This window comes from Bradyrhizobium sp. USDA 4353 (assembly GCF_054063215.1).
Map to the genome: position 1 here is coordinate 6,361,978 of NZ_JBSSGB010000001.1, position 14,127 is coordinate 6,376,104.

The 14,127-nt window shown below is 65.7% G+C and carries 12 protein-coding genes; 6 read left to right on the forward strand and 6 right to left on the reverse strand.

Annotated elements, in window-relative coordinates:
• Nucleotides 1–166: 166 nt before the first annotated feature.
• Nucleotides 167–1,366 carry a TrmJ/YjtD family RNA methyltransferase gene (locus tag ACVILH_RS28995; protein ID WP_456715933.1) on the reverse strand — a complete coding sequence of 400 codons (1,200 nt, stop codon included), beginning with the start codon at nt 1,364–1,366 and terminating at the stop codon, nt 167–169.
• Between the two features lie 292 nt (nt 1,367–1,658).
• Here ACVILH_RS28995 and ACVILH_RS29000 point away from each other — a divergent pair, with 292 nt between their 5' ends.
• Together ACVILH_RS29000 and ACVILH_RS29005 are read left to right on the forward strand one after the other, a co-directional pair.
• Nucleotides 1,659–2,873: an NADP-dependent isocitrate dehydrogenase gene (locus ACVILH_RS29000; protein WP_456715934.1), complete on the forward strand. Its 1,215-nt coding sequence runs from the start codon at nt 1,659–1,661 to the stop codon at nt 2,871–2,873.
• Nucleotides 2,874–2,971: 98 nt separating this feature from the next.
• A complete protein-coding gene (locus ACVILH_RS29005; protein WP_456715935.1) occupies nt 2,972–3,472 on the forward strand; it encodes a DUF3455 domain-containing protein in 501 nt (166 codons plus the stop codon).
• Nucleotides 3,473–3,476: 4 nt separating this feature from the next.
• Here the strand turns inward: ACVILH_RS29005 and ACVILH_RS29010 are convergent, their stop codons facing one another.
• Both ACVILH_RS29010 and ACVILH_RS29015 read right to left on the reverse strand, forming a co-directional pair.
• Complete coding sequence (locus ACVILH_RS29010) at nt 3,477–5,135, reverse strand: copper resistance D family protein (RefSeq protein ID WP_456715936.1); 1,659 nt, start codon at nt 5,133–5,135, stop codon at nt 3,477–3,479.
• Between the two features lie 16 nt (nt 5,136–5,151).
• Nucleotides 5,152–5,508 (reverse strand): copper resistance CopC family protein, encoded by a 357-nt coding sequence (locus ACVILH_RS29015; protein ID WP_456715937.1) that lies wholly within the window; start codon nt 5,506–5,508, stop codon nt 5,152–5,154.
• 314 nt (nt 5,509–5,822) lie between these two features.
• Here ACVILH_RS29015 and ilvD point away from each other — a divergent pair, with 314 nt between their 5' ends.
• Nucleotides 5,823–7,661, forward strand: coding sequence for a dihydroxy-acid dehydratase (gene ilvD / locus ACVILH_RS29020; RefSeq protein ID WP_456715938.1), 1,839 nt, complete (start codon nt 5,823–5,825; stop codon nt 7,659–7,661).
• Between the two features lie 395 nt (nt 7,662–8,056).
• Here ilvD and ACVILH_RS29025 read toward each other — a convergent pair whose 3' ends face one another.
• The gene (locus tag ACVILH_RS29025) at nt 8,057–8,965 is read right to left on the reverse strand and encodes an amino acid ABC transporter substrate-binding protein (protein ID WP_456715939.1); all 909 of its coding nucleotides are present in this window, start codon (nt 8,963–8,965) and stop codon (nt 8,057–8,059) included.
• Nucleotides 8,966–9,143: 178 nt separating this feature from the next.
• Between ACVILH_RS29025 and ACVILH_RS29030 the strand changes: the two genes are divergently transcribed.
• The 3 genes from ACVILH_RS29030 to ACVILH_RS29040 all read left to right on the forward strand — a co-directional run bounded on the left by ACVILH_RS29030 (nt 9,144) and on the right by ACVILH_RS29040 (nt 10,654).
• Nucleotides 9,144–9,431 (forward strand): DUF3303 domain-containing protein, encoded by a 288-nt coding sequence (locus ACVILH_RS29030; RefSeq protein WP_456715940.1) that lies wholly within the window; start codon nt 9,144–9,146, stop codon nt 9,429–9,431.
• A gap of 9 nt (nt 9,432–9,440) precedes the next feature.
• Entirely contained in the window at nt 9,441–9,833 is a 393-nt protein-coding gene (locus ACVILH_RS29035) for a hypothetical protein (RefSeq protein WP_456715941.1), read from the forward strand.
• 404 nt (nt 9,834–10,237) lie between these two features.
• Nucleotides 10,238–10,654, forward strand: coding sequence for a hypothetical protein (locus tag ACVILH_RS29040; RefSeq protein ID WP_456715942.1), 417 nt, complete (start codon nt 10,238–10,240; stop codon nt 10,652–10,654).
• Between the two features lie 196 nt (nt 10,655–10,850).
• Here the strand turns inward: ACVILH_RS29040 and ACVILH_RS29045 are convergent, their stop codons facing one another.
• Together ACVILH_RS29045 and ACVILH_RS29050 are read right to left on the reverse strand one after the other, a co-directional pair.
• On the reverse strand, nt 10,851–12,050 hold the full coding sequence (locus ACVILH_RS29045) for an adenylate/guanylate cyclase domain-containing protein (protein WP_456715943.1): 1,200 nt from the start codon (nt 12,048–12,050) through the stop codon (nt 10,851–10,853).
• A gap of 212 nt (nt 12,051–12,262) precedes the next feature.
• Nucleotides 12,263–13,606: a carbohydrate porin gene (locus ACVILH_RS29050; protein WP_456715944.1), complete on the reverse strand. Its 1,344-nt coding sequence runs from the start codon at nt 13,604–13,606 to the stop codon at nt 12,263–12,265.
• Nucleotides 13,607–14,127: the final 521 nt, after the last annotated feature.

Sequence of the window (14,127 nt, forward strand, 5' to 3'; positions counted from 1 at the left end):
GCAGTGATTGTCTCGTCACCGCTGCGTTCTGATGGGATCGCAACTGACGGCCGCAACAGAGCGGGCCTGTGCGGTCAGCGTCGCGCGGCCGAACACTCAATCATCACGGTCGAGACGGGCGAAGCAGACGCGACATTCACCGCGGCAGAACAACTTGGACCATCGACTACTTCGCCTCAGCAATCAGCGCCTGCAGCTTCACCAGCTCAGCTTCGAGATCCCCCTCCACATCCGCCGTCCTCACCTCGGCGACGCGATAGTCGCGGCTCTCCAGCCACGCCTTGCGCTGTGCGCGGTCGGCGACCACGCCCTCGCTCTCGTCGGTCCCCACCAGCTCGATGGCGAGGCGATGAATGAAGGAGACGAAATCCGGGATGTGGCGGCCGACCGGGGTCTGGCGCTTGAACTGGCCGGCGAAGCGGCGGTCGCGCGACAGCGCGTGCCACAGCGCCCGCTCGGCATCGGTCGGGTTGCGGCGGAGCAGCCGCGCCAGCCCGCGCAACGAGCCGCGCGAATCCGGCAGGTTGGCCACCGTGCCCTGCTCGGCGATCAGCGCACGCAGCCGCGTCGCCTGCGTGCTGTCGAGCACGCCGCCCTTGGCCGGCCCCTTGCGCCCCTCGGCGATCGCCATGATCACCCCGTGCAGGGTGTGAATGTCCTGCTTCGTCGGCTCCATCCGAAAGAAGATGTTGCGCAGATTGACCAGCATGGTCTCGCGCTTCTCGGCCGGGCGCAGGAATTCGACCCGGTCGAGCTCGCGCACGAGGTTCTCGAAGAACGCCTCCAGCTGCTCCTGGGTGGCGCGCTCGGAGCGCTCGGGCATCGAAAACGGCAGGGCGCCGGATGTCGCGAGCTTGAACCACTCATAGCCCATCAGCAACACGGCCTGGGCGAGGTTGAGCGAGGCGAAGCCCGGATTGACCGGATAGGTGATGATGCGGTTGGCGCGGGCGACCTCCTCGTTGGTGAGGCCCGATCGCTCGCGGCCGAACAGGATGCCGGCCCGGCCGCCGGCCGCGATCTGGCCCTGCATCTCCTTCGCGGCCGCCTCCGGCCCCATCACCGGCTTGGCCTGGTCGTGGGAGCGCGCTGTTGTCGCGAACACCAGATCGAGATCGGCGATCGCCTCCGGCAGCGTGTCGAACAGCCGGACATGGTCGATGATGTGGTCCGCCCCGGCCGCCGCCCGCTGGGCGGCGATGTTCGGCCAGCCGTCGCGCGGGTTGACCAGGCGCAGCTCCGTCAGCGCGAAATTGCCCATCGCGCGCGCGGCCATGCCGATGTTCTCGCCGAGCTGCGGCTCGACCAGGATCACCACCGGACCCGCGATCTCGATTCCTGCCTTGGTCTTGTCGGTGCCCGACACGATCGGTCCTCAACTTCCATGTCAGATGAAAAGCGCTATTGCCCGCTCCGTTGGCCCGGCTGGCTGGAATTCTCAAGCAAAATAATCGGCTTAAGCCGGAAATTTGCAGTTTACTCGAAACGGCAGACGGCCGCCTTGCCGGCTTTGCCCACCGCATGAGCGGGCTGCGAAAATCAGCACCGTGGGCCTACCGGGTACGCTTCCGCATGCGGTGCAGCAGTGCTATGACGCGCTTGATTTCACAAGCGCTTTCCATTCCTGGCGCGCTGTTCCCAAGAAGGCCCCATCGATCATGGCAAAAATCAAGGTGACCAATCCGGTCGTCGAGCTCGACGGCGACGAGATGACCCGGATCATCTGGCAGTACATCAAGGACAAGCTGATCAACCCGTTCCTTGAGATCGATCTGCAGTATTACGACCTGGGGATGGAGAGCCGCGACAAGACCAACGACCAGATCACGATCGACGCGGCCAACGCGATCAAGAAGGTCGGCGTCGGCGTGAAGTGCGCCACCATCACTCCGGACGAAGCCCGCGTGAAGGAATTCGGCCTCAAGGAGATGTGGAAGTCGCCGAACGGCACCATCCGCAACATCCTCGGCGGCGTCGTGTTCCGCGAGCCGATCATCTGCAAGAACGTGCCGCGCCTCGTCCCCGGCTGGACCAAGCCGATCATCATCGGCCGCCACGCCTATGGCGACCAGTACCGCGCCACCGATTTCAAATTCCCCGGCAAGGGCACCTTGTCGATGAAGTTCGTCGGCGAGGACGGCACGGTGATCGAGCGCGAGGTGTTCAAGGCGCCGGGACCGGGCATCGCGATGGAGATGTACAATCTCGACGACTCCATCGTCGATTTCGCCCGCGCCTCGTTCAACATGGGCCTGGCCAAGAGCTACTCGGTGTACCTGTCGACCAAGAACACCATCCTCAAGGTGTATGACGGCCGCTTCAAGGACCTGTTCCAGGAGGTCTACGACAAGGAGTTCAAGGACAAGTTCGAGGCCAAGAAGATCACCTATGAGCACCGCCTGATCGACGACATGGTCGCTGCGGCGCTGAAGTGGTCCGGCGGCTATGTCTGGGCCTGTAAGAACTATGACGGCGACGTGCAGTCCGACACCGTGGCCCAGGGCTACGGCTCGCTCGGCCTGATGACCTCGGTGCTGCTGACGCCGGACGGCAACACGGTGGAAGCCGAGGCCGCGCACGGCACGGTGACCCGCCATTTCCGCGAGCACCAGAAGGGCAAGGAGACCTCGACCAACTCGATCGCCTCGATCTTCGCCTGGACCCGCGGCCTGTCGCACCGCGCCAAGCTCGACAACAATGCCGAGCTCGCCAAGTTCGCCTCGACCCTGGAGAAGGTCTGCGTCGACACCGTCGAGGCCGGCTACATGACCAAGGACCTCGCGCTCCTGGTCGGCGCCGACCAGCGCTGGCTGTCGACCACCGGCTTCCTCGACAAGATCGCCGAGAACCTGACCAAGGCGATGGCGGCGTAAGTTTCGCCACTTTCGCCCTTCACATTCGTGACCTATCAACGGGCCGCGCCGCCAGCGCGGCCCGTTTCATGTCTTCCGTGACCCTCGAGGACTAGACCATGCGCGTGATCCCGACCTTGTCGCTGCTCCTGCTGGGCGCCCTCTCCATCCCTGTCCAGGCCGCCGAGACCACGATCCCCGATGCTCTCGTGGCCGCCGGCGAGAAGCCGGTGCTGACGCTGCACGCCGAGGGCGCGCAGGTCTACGAATGCAAGGACAAGGACGGCAAGCTCGCCTGGGCCTTCCGCGAACCGATCGCCACGCTCTTCGCCGACGGCAAGACGGTCGGCCGCCACTATGCTGGGCCGAATTGGGAGCACCAGGACGGCTCGGGCGTGACCGGCCGCGTCGTGGGCACCGCCATCGGCGCCACCGAGGCCGACATCCCCTGGCTCAAGCTCGCAGCCACCGCGCACAAGGGCTCCGGCATCCTCGCCGACGTCACCACCGTGCAGCGGATCAACACCGCCGGAGGCAAGCTCGAGGGCGCCTGCGACACCGCCGGCCAATTCCGCAGCGTCGCCTACGCCGCGGACTACGTGTTTCTGAAGAAGGAGTGAGGCCTCACGCCTCGCGATAGTCCAGCAGGATCAGCCCGACCAGCACGAACGCCACCGGCCACACCCAGGCGGCGGCGCGGCTGATGCGGCCGTCCAGGCGCAGCTCCAGCCAGCGCGCCCAGCCGGCGGTGATGCCGCACAGCGCCAGCGGCGTGTGGCTCATCTCGATCAGGAGCTGGTCCTTGATGTTGGCGATGGCGTGCGAGTGGGTCATCAGCAGCGCGCCGCCGGCGGCGACCGTCAGCGGAAACACCAGCGCCGCGCGCCCGGCCTGCTGCCCGCGCAGCCGCACCCGCCATTCGAACAGGCCAAACAGGATGATCAGCACCACGAACAGCCGGTGCTGCGCCACTTCGGGATCGCGCCACGACGCCCAGAAGCCGATCGGGCCGAGCGGCCAGGCCATCTCGTCGGCGCGCAGGAACAGGAACGCCGCCATCACCAGGAACAGCAGCGGCCAGTGCCGCGCCCAGCGCCCCCAGGAGAAGCGCTCGATCAGTGCGAGCACGCCGATCAGCACGACGAAGATGCCGGCCCAGTGGTGGTTGTATTCCGACCAGGCGATGTCGGCGGCGCTGCGCGGCAGGATCACGCCCTCGCCTGGCACATAGGCCTGCGGCGCGGTCACGCGCTGCGCGTCGGTGGCGTCGATCTTGGCCTGGAGCTGCGAGATCGTGAGCTGGTCGAGCGAGGGGCTGCTCAGCCGCGGCCATTGCGGCGCGGCGCGCTCGACGATCTCCGCCCAGCTCAGCCGGTCCTGGCTGAGATCGATGCCGGGCGGCAGCGAGGTCAGCGAGCCCGCGGTGAGCAGCACCGTCAGCCCGATGCCGAGCTCGACCTCGACGAAGCGCTTCATCCGCAACAAAGGCGCTGACGGATCGCCGCGGCGCAGCCGCTCGACGGCAAAGAAGTTGCCGGCGCCGAGCGCGAGCAGCATCACGAGCATCGCGACCTTGGCCGAGGTCATCACGCCATAGGCGGTGCCGTAGATCGCCTCGAACGAGCCGAGATAGGCGACCGCCATGACGGTGCCGCCCACAACGATCGCCGCCACCGAGGCCATCGACATCAGCGAGTAGCGCCGGCCGATGCGGCGCTGGTCGTCCTCCGCCTTGCAGCCGTTCAGCGCCAGCAGGAAATACGGCAGGCCGCCGATCCAGACTCCCGCGCCGAGCATGTGCAGGAAGTCCGCCGCAAGCAGCGGCCAGCGCACGTCCAGACGACTGGCGGCGTGCGTCAGGTTGAGCTGCATCGCCAGCGCCAACCCCATCAGGGCGACCAGCGCGGCGGCGCGCCAATTCACCCAGGTGCCGGTCCGCGCCAGAGCGGCGATGCCGAGCGCGCAGGCGGCGACCACGACGCCCGAGCGGGCGAAATCCGCGCCGATGGCCTCGCGCAGCGACAGATCGAGCGTGCCGGTGAGCGCGGCCATGTTGACGGCCAGCGAGACCATCACCACCGCAAACCAGCCGAGCGCGCTGCGGCGCAGGAACCGCTGCGCCCGCTTTCCCACGACCAGCGCATCGGCCGACAGCTTGTCCTGCATCGGCCGCAGCAGCAGGAGCTGGAACGCGATGCCGCCGACCGTGAACGACTGCGCCAGCAGGGTCAGCCCGCGCAGCACCACCGAGAGATAGCCGAAGATGTCGAGGAACAGCGCCATAGCAGCAGTACGTGGGCTAGCGCACGTTGAACGGGATATCGCCGCGGGTGATGTGGCCGTCGACGCTGAGCACCTGCCATTGCAGGTGCCAGGCGCCGGGGCTGAGCGCCCGGGCTTGCGCGTCGATCTCATCGGCCGGCGCATCCAGGGCCGGCGTCAGCGCCTGCTCGGCGCCGTCCGGCGCCTTCAGCTTCAGCCGCGACCTGGTGTGATCGATGCGGCTGTTGAAGCGCAATCGGATCGCGAGCGCGTCCTTGTCGATGGTCGCGCCCGAGGCGGGCTGCGAGGAGACGATGATGGCATGGGCCGAGGCGGCGCCGGGCAAGGCGAGTAGGGCCAAGGGTAGCAGGAGGCGAAGTCGCGGAGCGAGCATGGGATGATTGCCGACATCTGAGGATGCACAGCGTCCGGCAAGCAAGAGCTGCGCCCAGAAAAGAACAACTCCGTTCTAATCTATGGCAGCCGCCCGTTCCACACCTCACCACAATGCCGTGAGCGGAGCTGTGGACAGCCCGTTTCGCGCGCACCGGCCGGCGCCTGCCCTACCCGTCCCGCATCCCCGCTGCGGCGAAATTTAGGGTCGAATCGTCAAGGACTTCGCTGTATGCCTCGCCGCATCATTGCCCGTCCGAGGGTCCGCCCCGGACCAACATTGCCGCTCCCGAGGAACGCCTTAAGGAACCCGTCATGCCCGCCTATCGCTCCCGCACCTCCACCCATGGCCGCAACATGGCCGGCGCCCGCGGCCTGTGGCGCGCCACCGGCATGACCAATGAGGATTTCGGCAAGCCGATCATCGCCGTCGTCAACTCCTTCACCCAGTTCGTGCCCGGCCACGTGCACCTCAAGGATCTCGGCCAGCTGGTCGCGCGCGAGATCGAGAAGGCCGGCGGCGTCGCCAAGGAGTTCAACACCATCGCGGTCGATGACGGCATCGCGATGGGCCATGACGGCATGCTCTACAGCCTGCCGTCACGCGAGCTGATCGCCGACAGCACCGAATACATGGTCAACGCGCATTGCGCCGACGCCATGGTCTGCATCTCCAACTGCGACAAGATCACGCCCGGCATGCTGATGGCCGCGATGCGGCTCAACATCCCCGCGGTGTTCGTCTCCGGCGGCCCGATGGAGGCCGGCAAGGTCAACATCCAGGGCAAGCTGCGCAAGGTCGACCTGATCGATGCGATGATCGTCGCCGCCGACGACAAGGTGTCGGACGCCGACGTCGAGGTGATGGAGCGCTCGGCCTGCCCGACCTGCGGCTCCTGCTCCGGGATGTTCACGGCCAACTCGATGAACTGCCTCACCGAGGCGCTCGGCCTGTCGCTGCCCGGCAACGGCTCGGTGCTGGCGACGCATGCGGACCGCAAGGGCCTGTTCGTCGAGGCCGGCCACCTGATCGTCGACCTCGCCCGCCGCTACTACGAGCAGGACGATGCGTCGGTGCTGCCGCGCTCGATCGCCAACTTCAAGGCGTTCGAGAATGCGATGAGCATGGACATCGCGATGGGCGGCTCGACCAACACCGTGCTGCACCTGCTCGCGGCCGCGCATGAGGGCGAGGTCCCGTTCACAATGACCGACATCGATCGTCTCTCGCGCAAGGTCCCCTGCCTGTGCAAGGTCGCGCCCGCCGTGGCCGACGTGCACATGGAGGACGTGCATCGCGCGGGCGGCGTGATGGGCATCCTCGGCGAACTCGCCCGCGCCGGCCTGCTGCACACGGAGTTGCCGAGCGTGCATTCGGCCTCGCTCGCATCAGCGCTGGAGCGCTGGGACATCCGCCAGACGTCGAGCGAGAGCGTGAAGAACTTCTACATGGCCGCCCCCGGCGGCGTGCCGACCCAGGTCGCGTTCAGCCAGGACCGCCGCTATCAGGAGCTCGACCTCGACCGCGAAAAGGGCTGCATCCGCGACCTCGACCACGCCTATTCCAAGGACGGCGGCCTCGCGGTGCTGACCGGCAACATCGCGCTCGATGGTTGCATCGTGAAGACCGCCGGCGTTGATGCCTCGATCCTGAAATTCTCCGGCCCCGCGCGCGTGATGGAGAGCCAGGACGCGGCGGTCGAGGCGATCCTGACCAACAAGATCAAGGAAGGCGACGTTGTCGTCATCATCTATGAAGGCCCGCGCGGCGGCCCCGGCATGCAGGAGATGCTGTATCCGACCAGCTACCTGAAATCGAAGGGCCTCGGCAAAGCCTGCGCGCTGATCACCGACGGCCGCTTCTCGGGCGGCACCTCGGGCCTCTCGATCGGCCACGTCTCGCCGGAAGCCGCCGAGGGCGGCCTGATCGGCCTGGTGCAGGACGGCGATCGCATCGAGATCGACATTCCGAACCGCACCATTCATCTCGCAGTGTCGGATGCCGAGCTCGGGCAGCGCCGCGCCGCGATGGAGGCAAAGGGCGATCAGGCCTGGAAGCCGAAGACCCGCGCCCGCAAGGTGTCGACCGCGCTGAAAGCTTACGCGGCCTTTGCGAGCAGCGCCGCCAAGGGCGCGGTGCGGATCGTGAAGTAAGTGAGCTGCCCCCTCTCCCCGTGAAGAACGGGAAGAGGGGGCGCAGCGTTCGTGTGGAGATGCCTCGTATCGCTCGGCGATACGAAGCTCATCATGAACGGCAAGCTCATTCTCTTGAGGCAGCAATCTGTCGGCGCCGACGGTGCGACCTCTCCCCGCCCTTTGCGGGGAGAGGTCGGATTGCGCAGCAATCCGGGTGAGGGGCATGGCACTGACGAAGCCTCATCGCAGCTCCATCGGATTCGTAAGGCGTCCTTAGCAGCACCACCCGTGCGGCTGCCCCTCACCCCACCCTCTCCCCGTGAAGAACGGGGAGAGGGAGCGCACCGCTTGCGCGGCCATTCATCGAGCCTCAGCTAACAAACGGCTCGGTAGATTTCGTTCTGTTCATCCCCTTAATACGCCTTCGGATCCCCGCTGTCGTTCGGCTGCGCGAAGGCCTTCTGCAGCACCGCCGTCATCGGGAAGTTGAAGTTCACGCCCTTCGGCGGCACCGGGGCCATAAACCATTTCGCGTAGAGCGTCGCGATCTCGGGGCTGGTGTAGAGCTTCGCCGTGGCGCGGTCGACGACGGCCTTGAAGGCGGCATCGTCCTTGCGCAGCATGATTCCGTAGGGCTCCGGCATCGAGAACTGGTCGGTCGAGATCGCGTAGTCCGACGGCGTCTTGGCGCTGGCGACGAGCCCGGCAAGCAGGATGTCGTCCATCACATAGGCGTCGGCACGGCCGTTCTCGACCATCAGGAAGCCCTCGGCATTGTCCTTCGCGGCCACGATGTTCAGGCCGAGCTGGCGAGATGTATTGGCCTCGTAGAGCTGCTTGATGTTGGTGGTGCCCGACGTCGAGGCCACCGTCTTGCCCTTGAGATCGTCGATCGTCTTCAGGCCGCTCGCCGCCTTGGCGACGAAGCGGTTCGCGGTCAGGAAATAAGTGTGGGAGAACGAGACCAGCCGCTGACGGTCGAGATTGTTGGTGGTCGAGGCGCATTCGAGATCGATGGTGCCGTTGGCCATCAGCGGAATGCGGGTCGCCGACGACACCTGCGTCAGCTTCACGTCGAGCTTGTCGAGCTTCAGCGTGGTCTTGATCTCGTCGACGATCCGGCTGCAGATGTCAAGTGCGAAGCCGAGCGGCTTCTGGTTGTCATCGATGTAGGAGAACGGCAGCGAGGTTTCGCGGTAGCCGATCGTGATCGTGCCGGTCTCCTTGACCTTCTGCAAGGTGCCGGTGAGCTCCTCGGCAACCGCAGGCGCGACCAGCACCGTTGCGACCAGAGCATACGCGACGAGACGTGCCTTGTTCATTCGTTTCCCTTGCCTTTGGATGCGGGTCACTCGGCGAAAGCAAGGAGCGGGCCACGGCGGCTGCATCCGGCCCTTCAGGTTTGGCTGTGGCAACATCAGCGACGGCGCTGCGTCCCTCGCGGCTGGCGCGACGGCGCGACCTGGCTCATAATACCGGGCGTATCGAGATGAGGCGCGCATGCTGTTCATGGTCATCGAGCGTTTCAAGGACCGCGATCCGATCCCGGTCTATCGCCGCGTCCGCGACCCCGGCATCACCTTCCCCGAGGGGCTCAAATATCTCGGCAGCTGGATCGAGCCGAATTTCGACCGCTGCTTCCAGTTGATGGAATGCGACGACGCCCGCCTGCTGCAGCAATGGATCCTGTCCAACGCCCGCGACACCGGTATGACCTTCGAGATCGTGCCTGTCGTGACCAGCGCCGAGACTCGCGAGGTGGTGGCGCCGTATCTCGATCAGGCGTGAGCGCGGGTTGTGTTCGATTATCCGACGCAGCTTTTCGGGATCTGCATCATCTCCTATGCCATCGCAGTCCTGATGCCGTCGTGGCGCGCGCTGCTGGTGGCGACGGTGCTGCTCGTGCTGACGACCGCGATCGGCGCCCTGCGCGACTGGTGGACGCCAGCGCAAGGCGGCTGCAGCCGGGCTTGTATGCTCGAAGATCTGCTCGACATCCCGTTGTTGCCGATCGCAAGAGCCGGCTTCATCACCGGAGCGATCGTTCGGGCGCTCACATTCTTGCCGCAGGCCCGCAGCCTATCGGCCCCGGCCGTCGTCCTGGTATGCCTCGCCGGGGGCGCAGCTGCGCTTGCCATCCTCGTGTTCACGCCGAGCCTCGTCTACTGGCGGCCGCTGCGGATCCTCTAGATGCGGAGATAGCGTCGTTCATTGCCGCGGTGACACGTGCTGCGTCGCGTGCGAGCGTCAGCCACCGGGCGAAAACCTTGAACGTGTAGACAGTAAGGCTGCGTCTTTTTCACCTTCACCGCTGACGGTCCGATCTCATCCCGTCGTCCCCGAGAGGAAACGCTGGTCACATCTGGCCAACCGCTCATCCCACGGCGCTGGTCCAGACCTGCCGATCATGGCTCGTTGCGACGGTCGGCCGCAATAAGGCGCATCCCGCCGTCCCCCGCGCGGTCGGCCCATGTCAGGAGGTTCACATGTCGTCTCGTATCCGCTCTCTGGGCATTCCCGCGCTGGCCCTGATTGCCACGATATCGGCATCATCGGCCCACGCCGCTGATGCAGCTCCGGTCGGGGGCAGGTTCATGTGCAAGAATGACGAAGAGCACAAGAACCGGGTGGAAGGCGATCCCGCCCACGAGCTCATTCTGCTGAGATCCAAATGCGACGGCCGCGCCTCCGGCGCATCTGTCCGCTTCGACGGCGGCCAGGTCATCATGCTCGAGCTCGACGATCTCGTCCGCGGCAACGGCACGCTGCGCGGCTACGACCACATCAAATACCCCGATGGCAGCGTGCAGATGGACAGCTATATCGGGCAGCAGACCACGACCGTGGTGAACGGCAAGCAGGAATGGACGGCCGTCGGCACCTGGGAGCAGACCGCGGGAACGCGCAGCCTCGCCACGTCGCATCTGCGCGGCACATGGACCGCCAAATCGACATCCGAAACCGAGTACGTCATCGATTGGGAGGGCGCGTCCGCCGAGACCGCTCCGTAACGTGCGGACGCTGTTTCGCCTGCGAACGCCAAGCCGCCATTTGTAGTTCGTCGGGTGGGCAAAGGCGCTCCTCCGCTATTTCCGCGCAGAGGATGCCAGAGCGCCGTGCCCACCATCTTGCTGATGAGAACGCCGATCGACGGTGGGCACGCTGCAGCCTGTCGGCTGCCGCTTTGCCCACCCTACACAGTAACCCCTAGCCTTCGAACGCAAACAGCTCGATCGGGTCGCTGAAGCCGCGCACGGGAAACTCGCCGACGCGCTCCAGCGCAAAGAGTCCTTCGACGAGCTCGGCGAAGGCACGGGACATCAGCACCGGGCGCCCCACCTGCTTGGTCAGGGCCTCCATGCGCGAGGCCATGTTCACGGCCGGTCCGATCACGGTGAAATCCAGCCGCGTGCGCGAGCCGATATTGCCGTACATCACGTCGCCGACATGGATGCCGATGCCGTAGCGCAGCGGCGCGCGGCCACTCTCTTCATGCCGTGCGTTCAGCTCCGCCATCGCCTGTTTGGCACCGGTCACGGCGTGCAGCAGGTTCTCGCAGGCGCCGGGCTGGCTGAGCGGAAAGATCGCCAGCAGACCATCGCCGATGAATTTCAGGATCTCGCCACCATGCTGCGTGATCGGCTCGACCATCGCGTCGAAATAGCCGTTGAGCAGGTCGATGACATCGTCGCGCGGCCAGTTGTCGGAGATCTTGGTGAAGTCACGGAGATCGCAGATCATGATCGCGGCGCGCACGGTCTCGCCGCTGCCGCGGCGCGTCGCGCCCGCCAGCACCATCTCGCCGGCATGCGGGCCAACATAGGTTTCGAGCAGGGTGCGCGCCAGCCGGTTCTTGATGCGGATCTCGCTGACCAGCGCCAGCACCGGCATAAGCCGCAACAGCGCATCGATATGCTCCTGATGGAAGCCGCCGCGTCGGTCGGTCGCGAAGGTCACGATGTGGCGCTTGCCGAGCGTATGATACATCGGCCAGGCGACATAGTCGGTCAGGCCCATGGCACGCATATCGTGATAGACCGCGTGCTGGCGGCCGAGCTTCGGGTCGCGTGCGAGATTCTCGCGGATCTCGTCGGCACCGTCATAGATCTCGCTGGCAGGGCTGCCGATATATTCCGAGCGCTCGCGCACGTCGTAATCGACCCGCGCGATCTCCGCGCCCTCCATGCCGTCGCTCCACAGGATGCGGGCGCCGAGCCATTGCGGATGGTTGATCTGGACGTGCAGCGAGGCGCGCATCACCGGAATGCCGGCTCGCTGCAGCCGGATACACATCTGGCCGAAGATGTTGTCGATGAAGCGCTCGTCGCGGGTGCCGTTGGTGAGCCAGTCCACGACCTCGTCGCCGAGGCGCTGGCCGGGGACGTGATGGGCGTCTGCTGCGGTCATGGCGATCTCCTGGCGGCCGTGCTTGGCGGTCCGGGGAGATGTCGTGCGGCAGTGCGAAAGAGTCAATCGACGTCTTGGTCTGGCAGGCTGCCCGGATGGGCAGGCCCGCGTCCATCCTCATGGTGCGGCGACCGGCTTTGGACGGCCGACCAAATCGGCGTTTTCTGTTGCGGGCGGATGACACGCATCCGCCCGCTCCAACCTCGTCGATATCAGAAGTGCACCACCGTGCGCAGGCCGAGAACCACGGCATTACCGGTCTTCACGCCGGCCGCGTTGAAGCCGCGTCCGCCCGGATTGATCACATACTGGGCGTCGAACTTCAGGTTCATCCAGCCGGTCGCTTGCCAGCCGTACCAGGCCTCCAGCGGAATCTCGTTGCCGCCGGCATTCGGCGTCAGCGCGGCCGAGTTCACGTGGGTGGTGCCGACCGCGAAGCCGACCTCGTCCTCGGGCCGGAACGAGAAGGTTCCGGTGTGCTTGATGCCCCAGGAGATCTGGTAGTCCTGATAGGCGGTGCGGTGGTCGGCCACGCTTGTGTTGAGGAAGGTGTACCAGCCCTGCGCCTTCGGCCCCTCGACGGTCAGGCGCTGCAGGATCGATTCGTAGATCCCGTAGCGGCCGCGCGAGCTGCTGAGATTCTGGTCGCCGACGCCCGGGCCACCGGCGACGACGCCGATGATGCCCGGCAGACCGCCGTCAATGGTCGAGGCGCTGTCATACCAGCCGCCGAAGCGCCAGGTGCCGTTGAGCGGACCGCTCGGCTCCCACACCACCTCCACGGGCACCAGCACGCCAGCGGCCGGGTTGGAGCGCGGAATGCCCGGCGCGAGATAGACGCCAGCATCCGACGTCGTGAGGTAGTTCGGGTTGGCATCGTAGACGCCGACCGACAGCTTCCACTCCTTGGTGAAGTTGTAGTGTACGACGCCGGCCCACTGGCTGACCGGCCAGTTGTAGATGTAGCCGCCCTGGATGTTGCCGGGCTGGCCGCCGCAGAAGGTCAGGTTGATGAACTCGCACTGGCCGAAGAAGAAGTCCGAGCCGACCGGCAGCCGGCCGCCCTTCAGCACGAGACGGTCATCGAACAGCTTCTGCTGATAGTAGAACTCGGTGAGGCGCAGGATGTTGCCGCGGCCGAACACCTCGTTGGTCAGTTGCAGCGCCGGAATGCCGGCTTCGCTGTTGAGGTTCTTGCCGAAGCGATCGACCAAGGTGACGCCGATCAGACCGCCCTGGATGCCGGCCAGCTTGGCCATGTCGAACTTGGCCTCGAACCACAATTGACCGGCATTCGCCGACGTCTTGCGCGATCCGCCCGACAGATTGGTAACGGCCTCGTCGCCCAGCGTCAGCGCGAGCGAGATGCCCTGCTCCTTCAGCTTGGTCCGGCCGAGGTCGCCGAACAAATAGGGCCGCGTCCAGAAATCATCGGTATAGGGGACCGGCGCCGGCGCCTTCGTCGGCAGATCCGCCGCGACAGCCCCACTCCCCATCAAACAAGACAAAGCGACCCCTGCGCCGCACATGCGCGCGGTCGTCACAAACCCACTCATTTTTTCTGCTCCTCGCAGCGCCCCAGGCTCTGGCTGTTATCTGACGCGTCCGGCCCAGAGCCCTCGTCCCGGCGCGCGCTTCCCCACGGCTCAACCCCAGCTGCCGCCCATTTGTTGGGCGAATTCGTCAACCTGAGATTGGATGGCTAGCCTAGCAAGCGCTGCGGTGCCTTTGAATAGTCATATAATATCTGGGAGTCGGTATAACCGTAAGTGTGACATGAGTGTCACATACTGCAATGCGGAATATATACGCATGCGCTAGGCACTCATTGCCTGCAATTGCATTACGCCGCATCGGGCACGTGATCATCGCGGCTTGGGCCACTCGATCCGGGAATGCCGACCACCACCCGTGCCGCTCCGATTCGGGCCAACGAACGAGAACTCGCATCAAGGTTGTCCGAGCTCATCTTGTTCGACGCAGACTGGGCCAGCCTCCGGGCCATTGCCCCCCTGCGATCGACGCACCGCCCTGCGACACCTCGAGCAGGCGGAGGCGCCATCCCTGGGGGCACGGT